Below are 23,065 nucleotides of genomic sequence, written 5' to 3' on the forward strand. Positions count from 1 at the left end.
CCCAGTAGCAAAAAGGCCTCTTTCGTCTGAAAGAGGCCTTTTTGCTTGGCGGCGGAGCTACAGGTTCATTGGCGGATCTTCCGCAGCAAGGCCGTGGTGGACCGTTGGTGTTCAAATGGGATGGCCACCGCGCTGCCGCCCCAGCCACGCACCGCGGCGGTTTCGGGCAATAGGTCCATATCGTAGTCACCGCCCTTGACGATGATATCCGGACGCAACGCCTGGATCAGTTCCAGGGGGGTGTCTTCCTCGAACCAGGTGACCAGATCCACGCAAGCCAATGCCGCCAGCAAGGCGGCCCGATCGGCGCACGCGTTCAGGGGTCGATCCGCGCCTTTCCCCAGCCGGCGCACGGACGCATCGGTATTGACCGCCACGATCAGAGAACCGCCCAATTGCGCCGCCTGATCCAGGTACGTGACGTGGCCGCGGTGCAGGATGTCGAATACCCCGTTGGTGAACACCCAGGGGTGCGGCAGGCATCTCTGGACGATCGCCTCCCGGCAATCTTCAGGCGACAGGATCTTCGACTCGAAACGGGGGGTCGGCCCTCCCGGCGCCTTGGCCGCATCCGCTATGCGGCCGGGCGCCGTGGAACCGCGGGCGGCATCGGTCGATTCCGAGGTCATACCCCGCCCCCTCGCGTCAGCGCCCACACGGCAACCCCCAGCCCCACGGCCAGGATGCCGCACAGAACGACCAGCAGCCGATTGGCGCCTTCCTGGGCGCGGCGCAGCCGTTCCAGTTCGGACCGCATGGCGGGCCCCGGATCGGGGTGGTTCAACCGGGTATAGACCAGCCGGGGGATCTGCGGCAGGATCTGCGCCCACTGGCTGGCTTCCTGGTCCAGCCGCTGGCGCAGGCCCCTCAGGCCCACCCGCTGATGCATCCAACGTTCCAGAAAGGGCTTGGCGGTTTGCCAGAGGTCCAGGTTGGGGTCCAGTTCGCGCCCCATGCCCTCGACATTCAGCAAAGTCTTTTGCAGCAGCACCAACTGGGGCTGGATTTCGACATTGAAGCGGCGCGAGGTCTGGAACAGGCGCAGCAGCACCTGCCCCAGGGAAATTTCCGCCAACGGCCGGTCGAAATAGGGTTCGCACACGGCGCGCACCGCGCCTTCGAGTTCTTCCTCGCGGGTAGTGGGCGGCACCCAGCCCGATTCGATGTGCAACTGCGCCACCCGGCGGTAATCGCGGCGGAAGAAGGCCAGGAAATTCTGCGCCAGATAATTCTTGTCGAATTCCGACAGCGATCCGACGATGCCGAAGTCCAGGGCGATATAGCGCCCCAGGGAATCCGGGTCGTCGGAAACATAGATATTGCCCGGGTGCATGTCGGCATGGAAAAAGCCATCGATGAACACCTGCATGAAAAAGATTTCCACGCCCTGGCGGGCCAGCAGGGGGATGTCCACCCCGAGTTCGCGCAGCTGGGCCACCCGGCTGACCGGCACCCCGCGCATGCGCTGCATGGTGAAGACCTGGCTGGCGCAGAATTCCCAGACGACTTCGGGCACCAGCAGCAGGTCGGCCCGGTCGGTATCCGGACCGAAATTGCGCCGCAGCTGGCTGCAATTGGCCGCCTCGCGGATCAGGTCCAGTTCATCGTGCAGGTATTTGTCGAATTCGGCGACGACCTCGCGCGGCTTCAAGCGGCGGCCATCCGGGGCCAGACGCTCGACCAGGCCGGCCAAGGCCCGCAACAGCGTCAGATCCCGTTCGATGGCTTCGCGCATGCCCGGACGCAGGACCTTGACGGCGACCTCGCGCCCATCGTGCAGAACGGCGAAATGCACCTGGGCGATCGAAGCGGACGCCACCGGATCGCGGTCGAACTGCGCGAACAGAGTCTGGGGCGATGCCCCCAGGGCCCCCTGGATAATGGCCGCAGCCTGATCCGATGGAAAAGGCGGCACGCGGTCTTGCAGACGCGCCAGTTCATCGGCAATATCGGCAGGCACCAGATCCCGGCGCGTGGACAGCACCTGACCGAACTTCACATAGATCGGCCCCAGGGTCTCCAGGGCCAGGCGCAACCGTTCTCCCCGGGGGCGGCGCGGGCGACGCCCCAGACACACCAGACGCAGCAGCGCATGCGCCCAGGGATGCTGCAGGCTGGACAGCACCAGTTCGTCCAGCCGATACCGCAGGCTGATCCACAGAATATAGGTCAGACGCCAGAACGTCAGCATGCGGCCCCCGGCAACTGCCGGACACGGGCATCCAGGCGGTCCAGCCGGGATTCAAGCGCCCGCAGATCGCCGCGCCAGCGGCGAAAATCCACGCCCCGCACCCCGATACCGGATTCTTCGGCCAGATATTCGGTCAGATTGTCCTGTGCCCGCGCGGCGCCGTGCCGCACGCCGGTCGCCAAGCGCCGCCCGCCCTGGACCAGGCGCACCGCCATCGCATCACCGACGATGCGGGACAGGTCGTCTTCAACGTCCCAGCGCAGATCGCGCGCCAGGTCGGACACCAGGTGGGCCAGGCCCGCATCCCCCTGGATGTGAGCCAATGCCGTGACCCCCGCCAGGCCCTGGCGCCGCCAAGCGGCCGGCAGATCGCTCAAGCGATCGGCGGGGATGGACAGGGTGACGTCGGGCGCCACGGCGGCATCGCAGACCCGCAGCATTCCATCCGAACCGATATCGACCTGCAGCGACCATGTCCCCGCTGCGACCCGCAATGACTTGCCCGCATGACCGGCCAGGCGTGCAGCCGCCCAGGTTTCGCGACGCAACAGCGCGTTGAACCCGCGCAGCAGCAAGTCCGCAGGCCGGGGCAGGAAAGGAGGAAACGGTATGTTCATGCGCAGGGAACCGATGAACCTGCTGAAGCGAAGGGCGGCATCGACATCGAGAAGACAGATCGGCCGGCCGCCACACCCAAGGCAGGATTCAAAAAACTGAGGGTCCGGGATCGCCGTCATGGCAGGTCCCGGACCCTCAGTTTACTGGTTTTAGGCAAGGCCCACGCGGGGCCTTGGGCGGCGGCGCGCAGCCTATGCCCCGCCCCGGAACAGGATCAAGCCTGCGGATTCAACTGCTGGATGCCGGCCAGCAGCCAACCGGCGCCATCGGCCTTGTACAGATTCCAGACTTCTTCCAGGCGGAAGGCCTCGGCGCCGGCGGATTCACGCAACATGCCCGAATAACGCACACTGGCCAGATGGCCGCCCGCCACGGTCTCGATCCCCAGCAGTTCGGCATTCAACAGGACGATTTCCGTGTGATTGCCTTCGCCCGGCTGAGGCAGGCGCGGGGTGATTTCCACCAACAGGTCGTCGGTCAGCAGCTCGCGCAAGGCAGCCCGGTCGCCCGCATCCCACAAGGCCTGGACCTGGGTAAATTGCTGCTTGGCCTGGTTCAGAAAGGCGGGAACGTCAAAGTCGCCCGGAATGAACCAGGACGGGTCCTGCGTGGCCGTGGAGGGCACGGATTCGATCACCGGCGCGGCCGATGCGGCCACAGCCCCGGCGGCAGGCGCCCCGGATGACGGCGCCCAGGTGGACGGCTGCTGCGCCTGACGATAGCTGTTGCCCGCCCCGCCAGCCCCGGCGGCAGCCAGGGGGCGCTGGGCGCCGCGCAGGCGCCGCACCAGGAACATGACGGCAAAGATCACCAGCCCGATCAGCAAGGCGCTGGACAGGAATTCCAGGAATGCACCCGACAACCCCATGCTGGACAGCAGGGCGGCAATGCCCAGGCCGGCGGCAATACCGGCGATGGGGCCCAGCCAGCGGGACATGCCGGACTTGGCGGCGACGCCCGCTGCCGCCGTGCCTGCCGCCGCCCCCGCGGCCGGCGTTGCGGCCCGCTGCGTCGTGGTGGCTGCCGGCGGCGTGACCGCCTGGCGCTGTTTCATGACATTGGAGGACTGGCGTCCAAAGCTGCCGCCACCGCCCATGCGGCGCGCCTGGGCATCGGAGGTGACAGCCAGCATCAACAAGGCCGCGACCAACAGCAGCGTGGCAACGAACCAGCGTGGCATTTGAACAATCATGAGGTCTCCTGGGAAATCGTTCGTCAGCTTGCGACCGCCAAGATGAATTACAAGCTGACAGGAAGCTGAATTTCTGTAAATTACCATAGATTCCGCCGACTCGCAGCAGAAACCCGCTGGAGCAGGAGCCGGCCACCCCGGGCGGACCGCCCGCAGGCACGGCAAGCCCGGAAACACAGGGGGCCGCGTCTCGCGGCCCCTGGAAACCCGAAGCGAAAGGGATCAGTCCAGCCGCACGCCTTCGTGCAGCGCCACCACGCCGGCCGTCATATTGAAATACTGCACCCGGCCAAACCCCACCGTGCGCAGCATGTCGGCCAGCGTTTCCTGATCCGGGTGCATGCGGATGGATTCCGCGAGATAGCGGTAGCTGGCCTCGTCGGACGCCACGATCTGGCCGATCTTGGGCAGGATGTTGAAGGAGTACCAATCGTAGACGGGCGCCAGCGCCGGGGCCACGCGGGAAAATTCCAGCACCAGCAGTTTGCCGCCGGGTTTCAGCACCCGATGCATTTCGGCCAGCGCACGGTCTTTATGCGTCATGTTGCGCAAACCGAACGCCACCGACACCCGATCGAAATAGCGATCGGGAAACGGCAGGCATTCGGCGTCGCACACCGCCACCGGCGTCACCAGCCCGCGATCCAGCAGGCGGTCACGGCCCACCCGCAGCATGGAATCATTGATGTCGGTCAGCCAGACCTGGCCGGTCGGCCCGGCCCGCTTGGCGAAGGCCCGCGCCAGATCGCCGGTGCCCCCGGCGATATCCAGCACCCGCATGCCCGGGCGGACCTGCGCCCGGCCGACCGTAAAAGTCTTCCAGACCCGATGCAGACCGCCCGACATCAGATCGTTCATCAAGTCGTAGCGGCCGGCGACCGAATGGAAGACCTCCGCGACGCGGTGGGCCTTGTCGGCCTCGCGGACGGTCTCGAATCCAAAATGGGTTTCCGGCCCCTGGCCGGGCTGTCGGGATGATTCACTCATGATCCGCGTATCGTACCGCATTCCTTCCCCCAAACGCCCCCGGACCCGGCTGCGACAACGTCATATGAATGAAATAATGTGACCGTATGATGACCCTGCTCAACACGACCACAGGATTCACACATCTGTCATGTCCGCCACGATTCTGATCATCGAAGACGAACCCGCCATCCTGGAACTGCTGTCCATCAATCTGCAACATGCCGGCTACACGGTCAACACGGCGCAGGACACCCGCCAGGCCCAGGCCCAGATCCAGAGCGTGCTGCCGGATCTGATCCTGCTGGACTGGATGCTGCCCGACCAGCCTGGCATCCGCCTGGCCCAGCAACTGCGCGCCGCCCCCCGCACCCGCGAAATCCCCCTGATCATGCTGACTGCGCGCGGCACGGAACAAGACAAGGTCGACGGGCTGGAAGCGGGCGCCGACGACTATCTGACCAAGCCATTTTCCCCTCGCGAATTGCTCGCCCGCATCAAATCGCTGCTGCGCCGCCGGGCCCCTCAGCTCACGCCCGACCCGATCCAGGCAGGGGACCTTCGGCTGGACCCGAACACACGGCAGGTTTTCGGGAACCAGCAGGCGCTGCCCATGGGGCCGACCGAATTCCGCCTGCTACACTTCCTGATGACGCATGCGCAGCGCGTGTACAGCCGCAGTCAGCTGCTGGACCAAGTCTGGGGCGATCACGTCTTCGTGGAAGAACGCACCGTGGACGTCCACATCCGCCGCCTGCGCAAAGCACTCTCGCCTGCCCGCCAGGAACACACCATCCAGACCGTCCGAGGGGCCGGCTACCGTTTCAGCACGACATATACGGAATGACCAAAACGCTTGTTTCCATCGCGCTCTGGGCGCTGGGCGGCTGGCTGCTGGGCGCCTGGCTGGGCGCCGCCACCGGCTGGGCGGTCTTCGCCCTGGGGCTGCTCGCCATGATCCTGGCCAGCGGCCTGCAGCTGTCGCGCATCGCCCGCTGGGTGCGCAACATCGACGACCCGCCGCCACCTTCGGTCGGCCCCTGGGACGAAGTCCTGGCGCCCATCTACCGCAAGCTGAAACAGAACCGCCTGGACCTGCAGGAACGCAGCCGCAACTTCCAGCGCGCCCTGCTGGCCGCCGAGGCCCTGCCCGACGGCGCCCTGACCCTGGCGCCGGACAAGTCGCTGGTGTGGTGCAACCAGACGGCGGCCGACCATCTGGGCCTGGACCTGGGCCAGGACCGGGGGCACAGCATCCTGAACATCATCCGGGCGCCGGAGTTCGCCCACTATGCGCGCCAGGACAGCTGGGACAAGCCGCTGATCCTGCACCTGAACAGGGACGGCCAGACCCGCACCCTGATGCTGCACCTGGCGCCTTACGGCGTCGGCCAGTTCCTGATGGTCACGCGCGACATCACCCAGATCGAACGCCTGGAAAACACCCGCAAGGATTTCGTCGCCAACGTCTCCCACGAAATGCGCACCCCGTTGACCGTGCTGTCCGGTTTCGTGGAAACGCTGCTGGACCTGCCCGACGAGGCCATCAGCACCGACCAGCGGCGTCATTACCTGGAACTCATGGCCCAGCAGGCCCACAACATGCAGGCGCTGGTCGCCGATCTGCTCACCCTGTCGTCCCTGGAAACCACCCCCAACGGCCCCGGCAACCCGGTGCCTGTGCCCGCGCTGATCCGCACGGCCCTGACCCAATGCCAGGCGCTGTCGAACGGCCAGCACCAGTTCGACGTGCGCGTGGACGACACGCTGCAGGTGGTCGGCCAGAGCAGCGAGCTGTCGTCGGCGCTCACCAACCTGCTGACCAACGCCGTGCGCTACACCCCGGCGGGCGGCACGATCACCGTACACTGGGAGCGGCAGGCCGACGGCGGCGCCTGCTATCGGGTTCACGATACCGGCATCGGCATCGCCTCGGACGACATTCCCCGCCTGACTGAACGCTTTTTCCGGGTGGACCGGGGACGATCCCGCGCCACGGGCGGCACAGGCCTGGGCCTGGCCATCACCAAACACGTGGTCTTGCGCCACCAGGCCACGCTGGACATCGACAGCATACCGGGCGCCGGCAGCACGTTTTCAATCGTCTTCCCCGCCGCGCGGGTCAACGTGACGGCCCGGGCGGCAGCCGCCCGGGAAGATCATGCCGCCTGAAACCGCGCCGGCTTACAGAAACAATTGATAGGCGGGGTTGTCCGTTTCGTTCCAGTACGGGTAGCCCAAGGTGGACAGGAAGTCCTTGAAGGCCTTCTTGTCGTCCGGCGGCACCTGGATACCCACCAGGATGCGGCCATAATCGTCGCCCTGGTTCCGGTAATGGAACAGACTGATGTTCCAATCCGGATTCATGGCGCCCAGGAATTTCATCAGGGCGCCCGGGCGTTCCGGAAATTCAAAGCGGTAGAGCACCTCGTGCTTGGCCAGGCCCGAATGGCCGCCCACCATGTAGCGCAGGTGCGTCTTGGCCATTTCATTGCCGGTCAGATCCAGCGTGGGAAAGTCCTGCTTGCGGAAATGCGCGGCCAGTTTTTCGATTTCCGCTTCGGACCGGATCTGCAGCCCGACATACACATGGGCCTTTTCGGCATCGGAAATCCGGTAATTGAATTCCGTCACGGCCCGCTGGCCCACCGCTTCGCACAAGCGCAGGAAGCTGCCGCGCTTTTCAGGCAAGGTGATGGCGAACAGGGCCTCGCGGGCTTCGCCGACGTCGGCGCGTTCCGCCACGAACCGCAAGCGGTCGAAATTCATGTTGGCGCCGCAGGTGATGGCCACCAGGGTCTTGCCCTTCCATTTCTGCTGGGCCGCATAACGCTTGGCCCCGGCCAGCGCCAAGGCGCCGGCCGGCTCCAGCACGCTGCGCGTGTCCTGAAAGACGTCCTTGATGCCGGCGCAGATCGCATCCGTATCGACCGTCACGAAGTCATCCACGTATTCGCGCACCAGGCGGAAGGTTTCCTGGCCGACCTGCTTGACCGCCGTGCCGTCGGAAAACAAGCCCACGTCGTTCAGGCGCACCCGGCGCCCAGCCCGCACGCTGCGGACCATGGCATCGGAATCCTCGGTCTGCACACCGATCACCTGGATTTCCGGTCGCAATTGCTTGATGTAGGCGGCCACGCCGGAAATCAGCCCGCCGCCGCCGATCGCCACGAATACGGCATCGATGGGCCCCGGGTGCTGGCGCAGGATTTCCATGCCCACGGTACCCTGCCCCGCGATCACATCGGGGTCATCAAAGGGATGCACGAAGGTCAGGCCATCGCGCTTCTGCAATTCGACGGCATGCTCGGCCGCGTCGGTGAAGCTGTCGCCAAACAGCACGACCTCGCCGCCCAAGGCCCGCACGGCATCGATCTTGACCTGGGGCGTGGTCACGGGCATGACGATCACAGCCCGGCACTTCAGACGGCTTGCGGACAACGCCACCCCCTGGGCATGATTGCCGGCCGATGCCGCAATCACCCCGCGTTTGAGCTCATCGGCGCTGAGATGCGCCATTTTGTTATAGGCGCCGCGCAGCTTGAAGCTGAACACCGGCTGGGTGTCTTCGCGCTTGAGCAGCACGGTATTGCCGATGCGTTTGCTAATTCGAGGGGCCAGGTCCAGGGGGGTTTCGTGAGCGACGTCATAGACTTTGGACGTCAGAATGCGCTTCAGATAATCAACGGACATGGCACGCAAAGGGTGATGAAGGGAACTGAAGAGAGTATCACAGGGAAAACCATGCCTGCGCGGCAGCAGACACGACGCCCGCCGCGTCGCCCGGCGGCCACAGCGCTTCGGCTGGCGCTCGACGAAAATCCGGCGGACCGGTACAGTGGCGGGGTTACGGAAAACTGATGATTCGCACCATGGGCCCAGAGCAGCGCTACGCATTCGACAAGCCGCTGTGCCTTGCCATCGCGGTGTTGTGCCTGGCCGCCATCGGCGCCATCTGGCTGGCCGTGCAGCAGCGGATCAGCAGCGAACGCGATCAGGCGGTCAGCGCCGCCCAGCGGGCCAACTCCAACCTGACCATTGCCTTCGAACAAGACATCTTTCGCACACTGAAAGCCGCGGAACAGGTCGCCGCCTTTGCCCGCGAAGGCTATCTGCGGCACGGCACGCCCCCGGATCTGCGGGGTTGGGTCCGGGACCACGTGATCCGGGAGGACATGTTCACCATCATCAGCGTGGTGAATGCGCAAGGCGCGATCATCGCCAGCACCCAGGATACCCCGCCCGAGGTGAATTACGCGGACCGGGATTTCTTCCTGGCTCAACGCGACAATCTTCACGATACCCTGTTCATCAGCCGCCCCGTCCTGGGCAGGGTATCGGAGCAATGGCGCATTCCGCTCTCCCTGCGGATCACTCTGCCGGATGGCCGCTTCGGCGGTGTGATCGTCATGGCGATCGACCCCGCCTATCTGACCAGCTTCTATCGGCAGGCCGATCTGGGCGTCCACGGCATGTTGGGGGTCACGGGGCTGGACGGCTACACGCGCGGGCGCAATATCGGCGGCAAGATCAGCTTCGACCAGGATTCCCGCGCGTCAACCTGGTTCATCCGCCGCGCCACCCAGCCGGCGGGCAATTTCGTGGATGAAGGCGAACTGGACGGCGTCCGGCGCATCATCAGCTACCGCACGCTGGGCGACTACCCCCTGATGGCAGTGGTCGGCACCGCCTACGACGAAGCGATCGCTCCATCCGCGCAACGGCGCACCGGATACCTGCTGGCCGCGAGCGCTTCCTCGGTCCTGATCCTGTGCTTTGCCACCGCCCTGATCCTGGGCATGGCGCGCCAGCGCGCCGTTACGCTGGCCCTGCAGGCCAGCGAAGCCGGACTGGCGCACGCAGCCCGGCACGACCCCCTGACGGGGCTGGCCAACCGGATACTGTTCCAGGAACGCTGTACGCGGGCGCTGGAGTTCGCGCGCCGACACAACACCCAGGCAGCCATTCTGTACCTGGACCTGGACGGCTTCAAGGCGGTGAACGACTGCTACGGGCACCTGACGGGGGATGATCTGCTTCAGCAAGTGGCCCGGCGGCTCAAGCGCCATGTCCGGGCAACGTCGGAAGACACGGTGGCGCGATTCGGCGGCGATGAGTTCGCCATCGCGCTGGGCAATCTGCAAACCCAGGAAGACGGCGAACGCATCATCTACAACGTCCTGCACGCCCTGCGGCAACCCTTTGACCTGAGCGGCATCGAAGTGAACATTTCCGCCAGCATCGGCGCCGTGCTGTACCCTCTGCACGGCGCGGACCTGGATACCTTGATCGGCCGGGCCGACACCGCCATGTACGCGGCGAAAAACGCCGGCAAGAACCAATTCGTCTGGTGGTCGACGGGGATGCAGCCGGACTGAACCCCGCCTCCAGGCCGATCGATCACAGGGCGGCGATGGCCTGGTCGTAGCCTGCCCGCAAGCGGGCATATACCGGGCCAGGCCGGCCGGCGCCCACCGGGCGACCGTCATATTGCGTGATCGGCAGGACTTCCTTGGTGGCCGACGAGAGCATCAGCTCGTCGGCTTCGGCGACCTCGGCCTGGGTGATGGCCCGGGACTCGAAGGGAATGCCGGCGCCGGCCGCGAGCTGTTCCAGAAAACCGTAGCGGATGCCTTCCAGGATGAGATGATCCCGCACCGGGGCGCGCAGCACGCCATCCTTGACGACCCAGATATTGCAGGATGAACCCTCGGACAGCTTGCCATCGCGAAACTGCACGACTTCGTCCACGCCCGCGTCCGTGGCGTACTGTTTGGCCAGCACGTTGCCCAGCAAGGAGACGGATTTGATTTCACAGTGCAGCCAGCGTTCGTCGGGCATGCTGACCGCCGTCATGCCCTGCTCGCGCTTATGGGCGTCGGGACGTTTCAGCGGCGATACCATGCAAAAGACCGTGGCCTGGCTGCTGGCCGGGAAACCATGATCCCGCTTCGCCACGCCGCGCGTGACTTGCAGATACACCGTGCAATCCCCCTGGGCGCCTGAGCGCGACAGCATGTCGCCCACCAGGGTTTCCCAATCGGACATGCTACGCCCGGTGTCCAGGCGAATGGCCTTCAGGCTGCGCTGCAAGCGCGCCAGGTGGTTCTGCATCAGGAAGGGCTTGCCCCCATAGCAAGGAACGACCTCGTAGATGCCATCGCCAAAAATGAAGCCTCGGTCCAGGACCGAAATCTTGGCATCGCCCAGCCGGACGTAATCGCCATTCAGATAGACAATGCTGTCATTGTCGACACCGGGAATCATGACTCACACCTTCCACAAAAAAAGGGCCGGCCAGGACGGCCGGCCCGGCAAACCATCAGTGATGCAGGATCTTGGACAGGAAATGCTTGGCGCGCTCGGAGCGGGCATCCGGATTGCCGAAGAATTCGTCTTTCGCGCAGTCCTCGATGATGGCGCCCTGATCCATGAAGATCACCCGGTCGGCCACGCTGCGGGCGAACCCCATTTCGTGGGTCACGACCATCATGGTCATGCCTTCCTTGGCCAGATCCACCATGACGTCCAGCACCTCGTTGACCATTTCCGGGTCCAGAGCCGACGTGGGTTCATCAAACAGCATGGCCATCGGGTCCATGGCCAGGGCCCGGGCGATTGCGACGCGCTGCTGCTGGCCGCCGGACAGCTGGCCGGGGTATTTGTCGATGTGGGCGCTCAGCCCGACACGGTCCAGCAAGGCCCGGCCGCGTTCCTTGGCATCCGATTCCGACCGGCCCAGCACTTTCATCTGCGCCAAAGTCAGATTGCGCATGACCGACAGGTGGGGGAACAATTCGAAGTGCTGGAACACCATGCCGATGCTTGAGCGCAGTTTCGGCAGATTGGTGCCCGCGGCGCCCACGGACACCCCATCGATGAAGATCTCGCCCTTCTGGAAGGGTTCCAGCGCATTGGCGGTCTTGATCAACGTGGATTTCCCCGACCCGGACGGACCGCAGATCACCACGACCTCACCCTTGGACACCGATGTCGTGCAATCCGTCAGGACTTGAAAGGACCCATACCATTTGCTGACGTTCTTGAATTCAATCATGAATAACTCCTGCCCTTAGCGCACGATGGCGATGCGGCGCTCCAGCCGTTTGACCGAGCGGGATGCAATATACGAAATGAGGAAATAGACGACGGCGGCGAAGATGAACATTTCGACCATCCGGCCGTCGCGCTGCGCGATGTTGTTGGCGGCGCCGAGGAAGTCGGTCAGCGACAGCACATAGACCAGGGACGTATCCTGGAACAACACGATCATCTGCGTCAGCAGCACCGGCGTCATGTTGCGAAACGCCTGCGGCAGCACGATCTGGCCCATGACCTGCCAATAGTTCAGGCCCAGCGCATACCCCGCGCCGACCTGGCCGAAAGGAATCGACTGGATGCCGGCCCGCATGATTTCGCAGAAATACGCGGCCTCGAACAGGATGAACGTGATCAGCGCCGACGTAAACCCGCCCACGGCGATCGGCCGTCCGGCGCCGGTCACCCAGCCGATGATGTAGGGCACCAGGAAATAGAACCAGAAAATGATCAGAATCAGCGGCAACGCCCGCATGAGATTGACGTAGAACCCTGCCACACCGGATATCACCCGGTTGGAGGACAGCCGCATCATGGCCATCAGGGTCCCCAGGATCACTGCCCCGATCGTAGCCACGACCGTGAGTTTCACTGTGAACACCAGGCCCGTGCCCAATACGTAGGGCAATGTGCGCCAGATGACTTCAAAATCGAATCCGTGCATGGTCGCCCCCTTAGCGCTTGGTGCCGATGAAGCCCGGCACGCTGATCCATTTTTCGATCAGGCGCATCAGCACCACGACCACCAGATTGATGATCAGGTACAGGATGGTGGCGGCTGTGAAGCTTTCGAAAATCTGGAAGGAAAATTCCTGCATGGAACGGGCTGCCCCGGTGATTTCCAGCAGGCCGATGGTGAAGGCGATGGACGAGTTCTTGATCAAGTTCAAGGCTTCGGAAGTCAGCGGCGGCATGATGATGCGCGCTGTCATGGGCAACAGAATGTAGCGATAGACCTGCGGCCGGGTCAGGCCCAGGGCGGTGCCCGCCATGTTCTGCCCAAGCGGCAGCGCCGTGATGCCGGCCCGCACCTGTTCCGCGATCCGGGACGAGGTGAACAGCCCCAGGCAGACGGTGGCCGTCCAGAATGTGCTCCAGACGGGATCGGCCTGCTTGATCGCATCGCCCAGCGCCTGAGGCACGATTTCCGGAAAGACGAAATACCACAAGAACATCTGCACCAGCAGTGGCACGTTGCGGAAGAGTTCGACGTAGGCGGCGCACACGCGTTCGACCCAGCCGATGCGGGTGGTGCGCAGGACCCCGACGATGACGCCGAGCGCCAGGGCGATGATCCAGGCCAGGACCGATACGCCGAGGGTCCAGTAAGCGCCCCGGATCAGGGTGTGCAGATAGGTTCCGGTGCCATCAGGGGCGTCCGCCCAGAAAATCAGCCAGTTCCAGTGGTAATTCATATGGATATCCTATGGAGCGCCCTCCGGGTGCGGAGGGCCGCGCCCGGTGACACCTGTGATGCAAACGGCACCTCCCAGCGCTGAGTCCGGGAGGTGCCGCCACTTTCGCAGTGTTTCCCTAAGGACTACGGATTACTGCTTGTAGTCGGCGGGGTTGGGCGAATCGGTGGGATGCTCGATGACTTTCTTCAGTTCAGCAGTCATCGGCCAGTTCAGGTTGATGTTCTTCGGGGGGATCGGCGACGTGAACCATTTCTTGTACAGCGCGTCGATCTTGCCGTCCTTCATCATGGCCTTGACGGCATTGTCCACCGCCGTCTTGAACTGCGGATCGCCCTTGGGTTCGATCATGCCGTAGGGTTCGATCGTGTAGGCCTTCTCGCTGATCATCCAATCTTTGGCATTCTGGGAATTGGCGACCAGGCCGGCCAGCAGGATGTCATCCATGAAGAATGCCGTGGCGCGGCCGCTGGACACCGTCAGGAACGCTTCGGAGTGGTCCTTGGCCGGGATGATGCGCATGCCCAGGTTCTGGTCGGCGTTGGTCTGGGTCAGCCATTTCAGGTTGCTGGTGCCAGACGTCGAGACGACGGTCTTGCCCTTGAAATCGGCCAGATCCTTCAGGTTGGAAGACTTCAGGGCGGTAAAGCGCGTGGCCGTCACGAAGGTGGTGGGCGCGAAGGCGACCTGTTCCTGGCGCTGGGCGTTGTTGGTGGCCGACCCGCAGGAAATGTCCACCGTGCCGTTGGCCACCAGCGGGATCCGCGTGGAGGAGGTCACGGACACCAGCTTGATCTTCAGATTGGGCAGGTTCAGGTCTTTTTTCAGGGCATCGGCAATCCCGTAGCAGATGTCCATGGAATAGCCGACGGGTTTTTGCTTGTCGTCCAGATAGGAAAACGGGATCGATGACTCACGGAAGCCGAGCGTCAGCTCGCCCGTGGCTTTGATCTTGTCCATCCGGCTGGTTTCAGCCTGGGCGGTGGTCATCCCTGCTACTGCAACAGTCGTCGCCAGAATGATAGGCAATATTTTCATGATTCCTCCTAAAAAGCCCGTTTTAATTGATGTTCCGTCGTTCTTGACGGGAACGGGCACCTGCCAGGGGTGCGACAGGCGACCGCTAGTGTAACCATTTTGTCATCCTCGACACCATGCCGCAAAACGGCACGGTGATCCTCACATTATCAGTAGATCACCGAGTTCCAACAAATAGCAATTTCACGGGGTCCCATAACGGCAGGCTATGCTCTATACTGCTTGACCACTATGATCCAACGCCCTGCGGGCTGTGCGCAGTCTACATAGGCTCGCCCGCCCCGACGCGATCCACGATCAGCCGATAGTGCTCGGGCCGGCGATGGCGGGCGAAATCAAAAATATTCTTCCTGAAATTTTCGCCCATGGCCAGATCGATGGTGGCGGTGATGATTTCATCTTCTTCCGTAGCGGCCTGGGCCACGATTTCGCCTGCGGGCGACACAATCACGGATCCGCCGATCAGGTGAAAACCGTCCTCGAAGCCGGTCTTGCCGGCGGCAGCCGCCCAGACGCTGTTCTGGTAGGCGCCCGACTGCATGGACAGCAGGTGCGACTGCATGCGCAGATGCACCGGCTCGGGCCAATGGATGTTGTGCGCGGGCGTGTTGTAGCCCAGCACGATCAGTTCGGCGCTTTGCAAGCCCATGACGCGCCATGTTTCCGGCCAGCGGCGATCATTGCACAGGCACATGCCGGTACGGATGCCGTCCATATTCCAGACTTTCCAGGTGTCCTCGCCGACGTCGAAATATTTCTTTTCCAGATGCTGGAAGGGCGCCCCCACCTTGTGGTCGTCATGCCCGGGCAGATGGATCTTGCGATACTTGCCCACGATCCTGGCCGACCTGTCGACCAGGATCGAGGTGTTGTAACGCTTCCCCTCGGGGGTCAATTCGGCATAGCCCAGGTAAAAGCCGACGCCCAGGCGCTGCGCCGCGTCGAATAAGGGCTGGACGGCGGCGTTGGGCATCGTCTTCTCGAAATACCGCGCCTCGACCTCTTCGAGCGGCGTCCAATACCGCGGAAAGAACGTGGTCAGGGTCAACTCGGGAAACACCACGAACTCCGCGCCCCGGCCGTGGGCCTCGCAGAGCATGTCCGTCAGGCGCTTGACGACGCTTTCACGGCTGTCGGCCAAACTGATACCCCCCACCTGGGCGACGGCCAGGCCGAGTTTGCGAGAAGATGTGCCTTTGTTCATGTGTGCTCCGGTTCCAAAACCCGATTCAAAATAGTCAAACTGCTTATCCGGCAACCCGCCCCAAGGCCATGGCCACGGCAGCCAAGGTGGGATCCACCACGGGCACGCCCAAGGACGCTTCAAGCCAGGCCCGGTAGTGCGACATGCCGGCGCACCCCAGCACCAGCACATCCGCCCCATCGTCCTGCACCAGCCGGCGGCCGACGGCCTGCATGCGTTCCCGCGTCACGTCGGCATCCTGCAATTGGGCCACGGTCAAATCCAGGGGGTATTCACCGGCAATGCGCGAAGCGATACCGGCGGCGGCATAACCGCGCGCATGGCGGCCCATCAGCGTGGGCAAAATCGCGATCACCCCAACCCGCCGCCCCAGCGCCAGGGCAGTCAGCAAACCACATTCATTGATGCCCAGCACCGGCCGGACGGTTCTTTCACGCGCCAGGTGCAGACCGGGATCACTGAAGCAGGCAATCACGAAGGCAGCGGCGCCGTCCCCTCGTTCCAGGGCCAGATCCCCGACCAGGCGCCCCACCAGCACAGCCGACTCGGCCACATCCTGTTCGTTCTGAATGCCCGCCGGACCGTCATGCAAGGTCAGGCATTCGATGACCGGCCCATGGTCCCTTTGAAGAGGCGCCAGGCTTTCCTGCAAACCGCGAGTCACGTGCGCCAGGCTGTTCGGATTGATGACGTAAATTGTGTTGTTCATACCTGCCTCATAACGCTTGAATTCATTCTATCGTTGAACCTGCGGCACCTTGATATACTGATTTGTCCCCCGGCATTAACCTTTTGTTATGGGTCCCGCAGGCCATGAATCTGAAGCAGATCAACACCTTCCGAGCCATCATGGTCACGGGGTCCATCAGTTCGGCGGCCAAACTGCTCTTCGTGTCGCAACCCGCCGTCAGCCGCTTGCTGGCGCATACCGAACAACAGTTGGGATATCCGCTGTTCGAACGCATCAAGGGCCGCCTGTATCCCACCACCGAAGCCCGCATCCTCTTCAATGAAGTGCAATCGGTATACAGCGGCATCACCCGCATTGCGACGCTGGCCACCCGGCTGGGCGAAAAGAAACAGGGCCTGCTGGGCATCGTCAGCAGCCCCAGCCTCGGCCATGGCCTGATGCCGCGCTGCATCGAGCAGTTCACCCGCCAGCACCCGGGCGTCCACATCCGCCTGCGCACACTGACCCACGATGCGCTGGTGCGCAGCATTCTCGACGGGGAAAGTGAAATCGGGCTGTTATTCATGCCCATCGCGCATCCCAATCTGAAATCCACTCAGGTCGGGGCCGTCCCCCTGGTGTGCGTGTTGCCGGCGGATCACCCTTTAGTCAATAAACCCGCCATCGATCTGTCCGATCTGCAGGACCAGGCCATGGTGGCCTACCGCAGCGGATCGCCCCTGTCCAAAGTCCTGGACGACCTGTTCGGCGAAGGCCGCGAACCCGAACGCATTCAGATCGAGGTCGATGCCCAGCAAAACGTCTGTGATCTCGTCTCGCAAGGCATCGGCGTCGGCATCGTCGATCAGGCCGTGGCGGCCGCTCAGACCAGCGACAGGCTGGTGGTGCGCCCGCTGCAGGTGCGTCACACCCTGGAGCTCTACCTGGCCTGCTCGCGCTACGAGCCGATGTCGCTGCTGGCCCGCGCCTTCAGCCAGATCATCGAACAAGAGGCCGGGCTGCTCTGAACGGGACACCGACGTACAGCGCAGCCCTGCGCCGGCATCCGGTTCAGTGGCTCGTGGCGGCCAGCCTGCGCTGCTCCAGCCGACCCAGATAGCGCACGATCGGCAGCAGGATGATCAGGTACAGGATGGCGGCCAGCACCAGCGGCGAAGGGTTATACATCAGCGACTGGGCATTGCGAGCCAGATACAGCAATTCGGGCAAAGACACGGCGCTGGCCAGCGTCGTGAGTTTCACCACTTCCAGCGCATTGCTGATCAGATCGGGCATCACGGCCCGGGTGGCCTGGGGAATCTGCACATGGATCAGAGTCTGCATCCGCGACAGCCCCGTGGAACGGGCGGCTTCCATCTGGCCCCTGGGCACGCTTTCGAAGCCGGCCCGGAAGACCTCGCCGAAGTAGGCGCTGGTATTCAAGGTAAAGCACAGGGCGACGGCCACGAGCTTGGGCATGTCCAGGTTCAGAAAGGGCAAACCGAAATAGATGAAGATCAGCAGCACCAACGGCGGCAGAGACCGGAAAATGTCGATGTACACCATCAACACCAACCGCAAGCTGCGGCAGCGCAGTTCCTGATGCAGGATGGCCGCCAGCAAGCCGAAGAACAGCCCCAGGGGGATCACCAGCGCCGAAAGCAGCACGGTCATCCACAGGCCTTCGAGCAGATAGGGGCCGACTTGCCGATAGATGTCCAGGTTGAAGAAATTGTGAATGATTTCCTGCATGGCGGACCCCTTCTAGTTTTTCCAGCGGAAGCGATGTTCCAGCAGGCGGCTGCCCACCACGATAGGCACGAAGATCACCAGACAGCCCAGAGCCCCCAAGGTCAGCGGCGTGGCATTGCCCAGTGTGCTGCTGGCCGTCTGGGCATTGTTCAGCACTTCGCTCAGGCCCACGATGGCGCCCAGCGCAGTGGCCTTGGTGATGGCGATCACCCGGTTGGTCAGGGGCGGCACCGCCAGCTTGCAGGCCTGGGGAATGACGACGTAGCACATGGACTGGCGCCAGCTCATGCCTGTCGAGCGGGCGGCCTCCGCCTGCCCTTTGGGGATGGACTGGATGCCCGCCCAGAAGATTTCCTCGGCGAATGCGGTCAGCACCAGCGAAAGCGCCAGCCACGTGGCGAAGAAGGCGGACATCGACAGCCCCACGTAGGGGAAGGCGAAAAACAGGACCATCAGCACCACCAGCGGAGGCATGGCCCGCATCACATCGGCAAAGGCGATGATGAAGGCATTCAGCGTCCGGATGTGCAGGGCCCGCGCGAAAGCCAGCAACAGACCCGCGGCCAGGCCCGTCACCGTGATGAGCACGCCCAACTGAACGGTGATCCACATGCCGTGCAATACGGGCAAGACGGCCTGGTGCGCCACATCCAGGTTGAAAAAGGCAAAACGCAGGGCGGCGAGATCCATGGGAAGGTTTCCTCAGTAGTGGTGCGAGACGCTGGACAGAAACGCCCGGGTGCGCTCGTGCTGCGGCTTGCCGAAGACCTCCTGCGGCGATCCCTGCTCGATGACATGCCCCCCATCCATGAAGATCACCCGATCGGCGGCGGCCATGGCGAAACTCATCTCGTGCGACACCACGACCATGGTCATGCCCCCGGCCTTCAGGTCCTTCATGACTTTCAGCACGCTGCCCACCAATTCCGGATCGAGGGCGCTGGTAGGTTCGTCGAACAGCACGATCTTCGGATGCAGGGCCAGCGCGCGGGCAATGCCCACGCGCTGCTGCTGCCCGCCCGAGAGCTGGTCGGGGTAGAAATCGGCCCGATGCGCCAGCCCTACCCGATCCAGGGCCTCCCGCGCCCGGGACTCGGCTTCCGCCTTGGGCAGCTTCTGCACCTTGCGCAGCGCCAGCGTCACGTTGGACAACACGCTCATGTGCCGGTACAGATTGAAGTGCTGAAAGACCATGCCGATCTTCTGGCGGATGCGGTTCAAGTCGGCGCGCGGGGCGGAGATATCTTCGCCATCCACGATGATCGACCCGGACGAGCTTTCTTCCAGGCGATTGCAGCAGCGCAGCAGGCTGCTCTTGCCGGAACCGGAGGGCCCGATGATGAACACCATCTCGCCCGCCTGTACGTCCAGATCCACGCCCTTGAGCACTTCGTTGTGGCCGTACTGTTTGTGCAGGCCCCTGATCTGCAGGATGGGCGCCGCTTGCGATGCGGTGGTGGCCGGTCTCGCGGCCGTCTCGGTCGCCATGCTCATGATGCGATCCTCAGGGTTGGCAGTTGTACTGGGCGGGGGTGGGGTCGTAGCCCGGCAGACCCTGCACGCCCTGCCCCGGTTCGACCACGACGGCGGCCGCGTCCGATTCCGGTTCCGTGCCCAGCCACTTCTTGACCAGGCCGGCCACCACGCCCTTTTTCTTCAGGCACTTCAGGGCATTGGACAGACGGTCGCGCCCTTTCACATCATCCTTGCGAAAGACCAGCGCAAATACCTTGCCGGAGCGGATGGTATAGCTGGTCTGCAGCATGGCGTTCTTTTTCGCGGCCCACGGACCGGAGATGTTATCGATCAGTGCAGCATCGGCCAGGCCCGAAAGCACCGCCTGGATGGCATCGGCGGTGGTGCTGAAGACCTGATACTTGAAACCGTACCGCTGTTCGTTTTCCTTGGCCCAGGCCTCATAGGCCGAACCGCTGTTCACGGTGACGGTCTTGCCTTTGAGCTGCGCCAGGTCCGTGATCGGCTGTGCGCTCTTTTTCTGCACGAAGGTGTAATCCGTATTGAAGTAGCCTTCGGAAAACAGCAGGGTCTTGGCACGCTGTTCCGTGGCCGTAGTGGGCGCCAGCACGAAATCATACTTGCCGGCGTTCAAAGCGGGGATGATGGCGGAAAACTGCGAGGGTTCGATCTTGATGGTGATGCCCATTTCCTTGGCCAGGGCATGGCCCAGATCGACATTGAAACCCTCGAGCCCGCCCTGGAGGTTCTGCATGGCCATGGGAGCGAAGGTGGGATCGACCCCCGTGGTCAACGTCTCGGCTCCCGCCGAGCCGGCCTGCAAGGCCAGGGCGCAGCCGGCGGCGGCGAGAAAGGCAACTGTCTTGTTCGATACCAACATGTTTTGTCTCCTAGGAAAAGGGTCAGACCGCAAAGATCTTCTTGACGACCACGCCTTGCTGAATGGCTTTCTTGTTACGAGTGATGGGGGCGGGTTCGCCGCACGGCAGGTACTGCCCGTCACCGGCCCGGGCATGGAGGGTACCGTCTTCGACGACGGCCCGGCCGCGGCTGAAGACGGCCACAGGCCACCCGGTCACGTCGCGGCCCTCGTAAGGGGTGTAGCCGACGTTATCGTGCAACATGTCCCAGCGCACGGTCTTGCTCAGCTCGGGATCCCAGACGGCGAAATCCGCATCGCTGCCCACTCGAATGACGCCCTTGCGGGGATACAGACCATACATGACGGCGTGGTTGGTCGCTGTCAGAGCCACGAACTGCTCGATGCTCATCCGGCCGGTGCGCACACCTTCGGAAAACAGCAGCGGCATGCGCAGCTCGATGCCGGGCAAGCCGTTGGCCATCTGCTTGAAGGTGGTGGCGTCGCCATGCGGCAGCTTGCCGGTCTCATCGAAACGATACGGCGCATGATCGGACGAAAACACTTGCAGCGTGTCGTTCAGCAATCCTTCCCAGACCGCCTGCTGCGACTGCGGGTCGCGCGGTGGCGGACTGCAGCAGAATTTCGCGCCTTCCACGCCCGGCTTGTCGATGTCTTCGGCGGTGAGAAACAGGTACTGCGGACAGCTTTCCGCATAGATGGGGGCGCCCATGGTCTGCGCGGCATGGATGACCCTGACCGCTTCCAGGCCCGCCACGTGCACGATCAGGATGGGCACATTCATCAGGCGCGACAAGGCGATCGCCCGGTTCGTGGCTTCGCTTTCCGCCAGCGGGTCATGCGCCACAGCGTGGTATTTGGGGTGCACATGGCCATCGCTGAGCAAGCGGCGCGTGATCCAGCGGATGATGTCATTGTTTTCGCAATGGACCATGACCATGGCCCCATGGCGGTCGGCGGCATGCAACACATCCAGCAGCTGGAAGTCATCCAGCTTCCAGGACTCGTAGGTCATGTAGACCTTGAAGGACGTGATGCCGTCAGCGATCACTTGCGGAAGATGGTCGGCCAGCGTGCGCTCGGACGGATCGGACAGGATCAGGTGAAAGGCGTAATCGATCACCGATTTTTCACGCGCCAGTCGTGAATAATCCCGCACCACGTCCAGCAGATCGTCGCCCTGGCGCTGCGCCGCGAAAGGTATGATGGTGGTCGTGCCGCCAAAGGCGGCCGAACGCGAGGCCGTATAGAAATCGTCGGCCGTCATGACACCCATGCCCGAAAGCTGTTCGATATGGCAATGACTGTCGATGCCCCCGGGCAGCACATAGCGGCCCCGGACATCCACGTCTTTTGTTCCCGCGGGCAGGCCGGGCTGCAGGGCGGTGATGATGCCGTCCTTCACCCCGATATCCAATTGTTCCAGGCCCGCTTCCGTGCAGACCAAGCCCTGACGCAGGGTCAGATCGAATTCCATATTGCCGCCTCCCGTAAGCCCGGCCCGGGCCCTAAGACAAGAACACCGCCGGATGCCAAAATACTAAGCGCGATGCCCTCCGGCTGCGAGTACCTTTTTATGGGTCCTCCATAAGGCATTGTTATATTGGAGTAAACCCTAGTCATGAAGCTGCGGCACATCGAAATATTCGAAGCCATACGCCAGGCCGGGTCGCTGACCCAGGCCGCCGCCCTGCTGAACATCTCACAGCCGGCCGCCAGCAAAACCCTGGCGCATGCCGAATCCCAATTGGGATTCAAGCTGTTTGATCGTGTCAAAGGCCGGCTGGTCCCCACCCGCGAAGCCGAAATCCTCAGCCCGCAGATCGAACTGCTGGGCCAGGAACTGGCCCACGTGCGCAGGCTGGCGGCCAATCTGCGCCAAGGCCGCCAGGGGCACCTGCGCATCGGCTGCGCGCCGGCCATCGGCCTGGGCCTGCTGCCCATGGCCATTCAGCGCTTCCATCCGGCGTCCGACGCCTCGTTCAAGATCAGCACCCTGCACAGCCCCGACCTGGTCGAAGGCCTGCACGCCCAGGAACTGGACCTGGTCATCACCTTCGACAATCACGACCACCCTGGCCTGCGCCGCCTTCCCATCGGGACCACGGAACTGGCCTACCTGAGCCTGACGCCGACCCCCAACCCCATCGAGCTCAGGCGACTGGCGGACCGGCCCGTGATCGCGCTGGACACCCGGGACCAGGTGGGCACCGTCATGGACCAGGCCCTGCAGCAAGCAGGCATCGAACTGGACACCCGCATCATCGTCCAGACGCATTACGTCGCCTGCAGCCTGGTCGAGGCCGGCTGCGGCGACGCCATCGTGGATCTTCTGACCGGCCGGGCCATGCTGAAGCCCGGCATGACCCTCAGCCGCCTGGACCCACCCGTGCCGATTCCCATCAATATCATGGTGCACGCCAACGACCCCCTGAGCCTGCTGCACCGCGACTTCATCGACTGCGCCCGCGACGTCTGCGCGGCGCTCCTGCCGGCTCCGCCCGCCCCCGCACCCTGAACACCCATACCCTTTAGTTATGGATGATGGCATGATCGGTATTTGTC

Annotated in this window: 23 protein-coding genes; 5 read left to right on the forward strand and 18 right to left on the reverse strand. The window is 63.5% G+C overall.

Annotated features, from left to right (window positions below):
• Nucleotides 1–65: 65 nt before the first annotated feature.
• The 5 genes from rfaE2 to ubiE all read right to left on the reverse strand — a co-directional run bounded on the left by rfaE2 (nucleotide 66) and on the right by ubiE (nucleotide 4,988).
• Nucleotides 66–629, reverse strand: a complete 564-nt coding sequence (gene rfaE2 / locus WBG56_RS11420; RefSeq protein WP_424268362.1) for a D-glycero-beta-D-manno-heptose 1-phosphate adenylyltransferase — start codon at nucleotides 627–629, stop codon at nucleotides 66–68.
• Nucleotides 626–2,191 carry a ubiquinone biosynthesis regulatory protein kinase UbiB gene (gene ubiB, locus WBG56_RS11425; RefSeq protein ID WP_424268364.1) on the reverse strand — a complete coding sequence of 522 codons (1,566 nt, stop codon included), beginning with the start codon at nucleotides 2,189–2,191 and terminating at the stop codon, nucleotides 626–628. Before ubiB ends, rfaE2 begins: the two co-directional genes overlap by 4 nt.
• Nucleotides 2,185–2,808: a ubiquinone biosynthesis accessory factor UbiJ gene (locus WBG56_RS11430; protein ID WP_424268366.1), complete on the reverse strand. Its 624-nt coding sequence runs from the start codon at nucleotides 2,806–2,808 to the stop codon at nucleotides 2,185–2,187. The genes ubiB and WBG56_RS11430 overlap by 7 nt, the downstream gene beginning before the upstream one ends.
• Before the next feature lie 215 nt (nucleotides 2,809–3,023).
• Nucleotides 3,024–4,001 carry a Tim44 domain-containing protein gene (locus WBG56_RS11435; protein WP_424268368.1) on the reverse strand — a complete coding sequence of 326 codons (978 nt, stop codon included), beginning with the start codon at nucleotides 3,999–4,001 and terminating at the stop codon, nucleotides 3,024–3,026.
• 222 nt (nucleotides 4,002–4,223) lie between these two features.
• Nucleotides 4,224–4,988: a bifunctional demethylmenaquinone methyltransferase/2-methoxy-6-polyprenyl-1,4-benzoquinol methylase UbiE gene (gene ubiE, locus WBG56_RS11440; protein WP_424268370.1), complete on the reverse strand. Its 765-nt coding sequence runs from the start codon at nucleotides 4,986–4,988 to the stop codon at nucleotides 4,224–4,226.
• Nucleotides 4,989–5,118: 130 nt separating this feature from the next.
• Between ubiE and phoB the strand changes: the two genes are divergently transcribed.
• Together phoB and phoR are read left to right on the forward strand one after the other, a co-directional pair.
• Nucleotides 5,119–5,814 carry a phosphate regulon transcriptional regulator PhoB gene (phoB, locus tag WBG56_RS11445; protein ID WP_424268372.1) on the forward strand — a complete coding sequence of 232 codons (696 nt, stop codon included), beginning with the start codon at nucleotides 5,119–5,121 and terminating at the stop codon, nucleotides 5,812–5,814.
• On the forward strand, nucleotides 5,811–7,139 hold the full coding sequence (phoR, locus tag WBG56_RS11450; protein WP_424268374.1) for a phosphate regulon sensor histidine kinase PhoR: 1,329 nt from the start codon (nucleotides 5,811–5,813) through the stop codon (nucleotides 7,137–7,139). The genes phoB and phoR overlap by 4 nt, the downstream gene beginning before the upstream one ends.
• 12 nt (nucleotides 7,140–7,151) lie before the next feature.
• Here the strand turns inward: phoR and ilvA are convergent, their stop codons facing one another.
• Nucleotides 7,152–8,660 carry a threonine ammonia-lyase, biosynthetic gene (ilvA, locus tag WBG56_RS11455; RefSeq protein ID WP_424268376.1) on the reverse strand — a complete coding sequence of 503 codons (1,509 nt, stop codon included), beginning with the start codon at nucleotides 8,658–8,660 and terminating at the stop codon, nucleotides 7,152–7,154.
• Nucleotides 8,661–8,827: 167 nt separating this feature from the next.
• Here ilvA and WBG56_RS11460 point away from each other — a divergent pair, with 167 nt between their 5' ends.
• Nucleotides 8,828–10,345: a diguanylate cyclase domain-containing protein gene (locus tag WBG56_RS11460; RefSeq protein ID WP_424268378.1), complete on the forward strand. Its 1,518-nt coding sequence runs from the start codon at nucleotides 8,828–8,830 to the stop codon at nucleotides 10,343–10,345.
• Between the two features lie 22 nt (nucleotides 10,346–10,367).
• Here the strand turns inward: WBG56_RS11460 and WBG56_RS11465 are convergent, their stop codons facing one another.
• From WBG56_RS11465 to WBG56_RS11495, 7 genes are all read right to left on the reverse strand, one after another.
• The gene (locus tag WBG56_RS11465) at nucleotides 10,368–11,234 is read right to left on the reverse strand and encodes a D-amino acid aminotransferase (RefSeq protein WP_424268380.1); all 867 of its coding nucleotides are present in this window, start codon (nucleotides 11,232–11,234) and stop codon (nucleotides 10,368–10,370) included.
• A 55-nt stretch (nucleotides 11,235–11,289) separates the two neighbouring features.
• Nucleotides 11,290–12,024: an amino acid ABC transporter ATP-binding protein gene (locus tag WBG56_RS11470; protein WP_424268382.1), complete on the reverse strand. Its 735-nt coding sequence runs from the start codon at nucleotides 12,022–12,024 to the stop codon at nucleotides 11,290–11,292.
• 15 nt (nucleotides 12,025–12,039) lie between these two features.
• Complete coding sequence (locus WBG56_RS11475; RefSeq protein ID WP_424268384.1) at nucleotides 12,040–12,729, reverse strand: amino acid ABC transporter permease; 690 nt, start codon at nucleotides 12,727–12,729, stop codon at nucleotides 12,040–12,042.
• Between the two features lie 10 nt (nucleotides 12,730–12,739).
• A complete protein-coding gene (locus WBG56_RS11480; RefSeq protein WP_424268386.1) occupies nucleotides 12,740–13,480 on the reverse strand; it encodes an amino acid ABC transporter permease in 741 nt (246 codons plus the stop codon).
• A 132-nt stretch (nucleotides 13,481–13,612) separates the two neighbouring features.
• A complete protein-coding gene (locus WBG56_RS11485) occupies nucleotides 13,613–14,518 on the reverse strand; it encodes an amino acid ABC transporter substrate-binding protein (RefSeq protein ID WP_424268388.1) in 906 nt (301 codons plus the stop codon).
• Between the two features lie 262 nt (nucleotides 14,519–14,780).
• On the reverse strand, nucleotides 14,781–15,722 hold the full coding sequence (locus WBG56_RS11490) for an N-carbamoyl-D-amino-acid hydrolase (RefSeq protein ID WP_424268390.1): 942 nt from the start codon (nucleotides 15,720–15,722) through the stop codon (nucleotides 14,781–14,783).
• Nucleotides 15,723–15,765: 43 nt separating this feature from the next.
• Nucleotides 15,766–16,431: an aspartate/glutamate racemase family protein gene (locus WBG56_RS11495; RefSeq protein ID WP_424268392.1), complete on the reverse strand. Its 666-nt coding sequence runs from the start codon at nucleotides 16,429–16,431 to the stop codon at nucleotides 15,766–15,768.
• A gap of 104 nt (nucleotides 16,432–16,535) precedes the next feature.
• On the opposite strand from WBG56_RS11495, the gene WBG56_RS11500 reads away from it, so the two are divergent.
• Nucleotides 16,536–17,420 (forward strand): LysR substrate-binding domain-containing protein, encoded by an 885-nt coding sequence (locus WBG56_RS11500; protein WP_424268394.1) that lies wholly within the window; start codon nucleotides 16,536–16,538, stop codon nucleotides 17,418–17,420.
• Between the two features lie 43 nt (nucleotides 17,421–17,463).
• Here the strand turns inward: WBG56_RS11500 and WBG56_RS11505 are convergent, their stop codons facing one another.
• The 5 genes from WBG56_RS11505 to hydA are packed head-to-tail and all read right to left on the reverse strand — an operon-like array spanning nucleotide 17,464 to nucleotide 21,977.
• On the reverse strand, nucleotides 17,464–18,144 hold the full coding sequence (locus WBG56_RS11505) for an amino acid ABC transporter permease (protein WP_424268396.1): 681 nt from the start codon (nucleotides 18,142–18,144) through the stop codon (nucleotides 17,464–17,466).
• Between the two features lie 12 nt (nucleotides 18,145–18,156).
• Nucleotides 18,157–18,834 carry an amino acid ABC transporter permease gene (locus WBG56_RS11510; RefSeq protein ID WP_424268398.1) on the reverse strand — a complete coding sequence of 226 codons (678 nt, stop codon included), beginning with the start codon at nucleotides 18,832–18,834 and terminating at the stop codon, nucleotides 18,157–18,159.
• Between the two features lie 12 nt (nucleotides 18,835–18,846).
• Nucleotides 18,847–19,638 carry an amino acid ABC transporter ATP-binding protein gene (locus tag WBG56_RS11515; protein WP_424268400.1) on the reverse strand — a complete coding sequence of 264 codons (792 nt, stop codon included), beginning with the start codon at nucleotides 19,636–19,638 and terminating at the stop codon, nucleotides 18,847–18,849.
• 10 nt (nucleotides 19,639–19,648) lie between these two features.
• Nucleotides 19,649–20,500 carry a transporter substrate-binding domain-containing protein gene (locus WBG56_RS11520; RefSeq protein ID WP_424268401.1) on the reverse strand — a complete coding sequence of 284 codons (852 nt, stop codon included), beginning with the start codon at nucleotides 20,498–20,500 and terminating at the stop codon, nucleotides 19,649–19,651.
• A 22-nt stretch (nucleotides 20,501–20,522) separates the two neighbouring features.
• Entirely contained in the window at nucleotides 20,523–21,977 is a 1,455-nt protein-coding gene (gene hydA, locus WBG56_RS11525) for a dihydropyrimidinase (protein WP_424268403.1), read from the reverse strand.
• A gap of 144 nt (nucleotides 21,978–22,121) precedes the next feature.
• Between hydA and WBG56_RS11530 the strand changes: the two genes are divergently transcribed.
• Entirely contained in the window at nucleotides 22,122–23,018 is an 897-nt protein-coding gene (locus tag WBG56_RS11530) for a LysR substrate-binding domain-containing protein (RefSeq protein ID WP_424268405.1), read from the forward strand.
• Nucleotides 23,019–23,065 lie beyond the last annotated feature (47 nt).

Origin of the sequence: Castellaniella sp., from assembly GCF_049671645.1 — a bacterium.
In the GTDB taxonomy this organism is placed as follows: Bacteria; Pseudomonadota; Gammaproteobacteria; order Burkholderiales; family Burkholderiaceae_B; genus Castellaniella.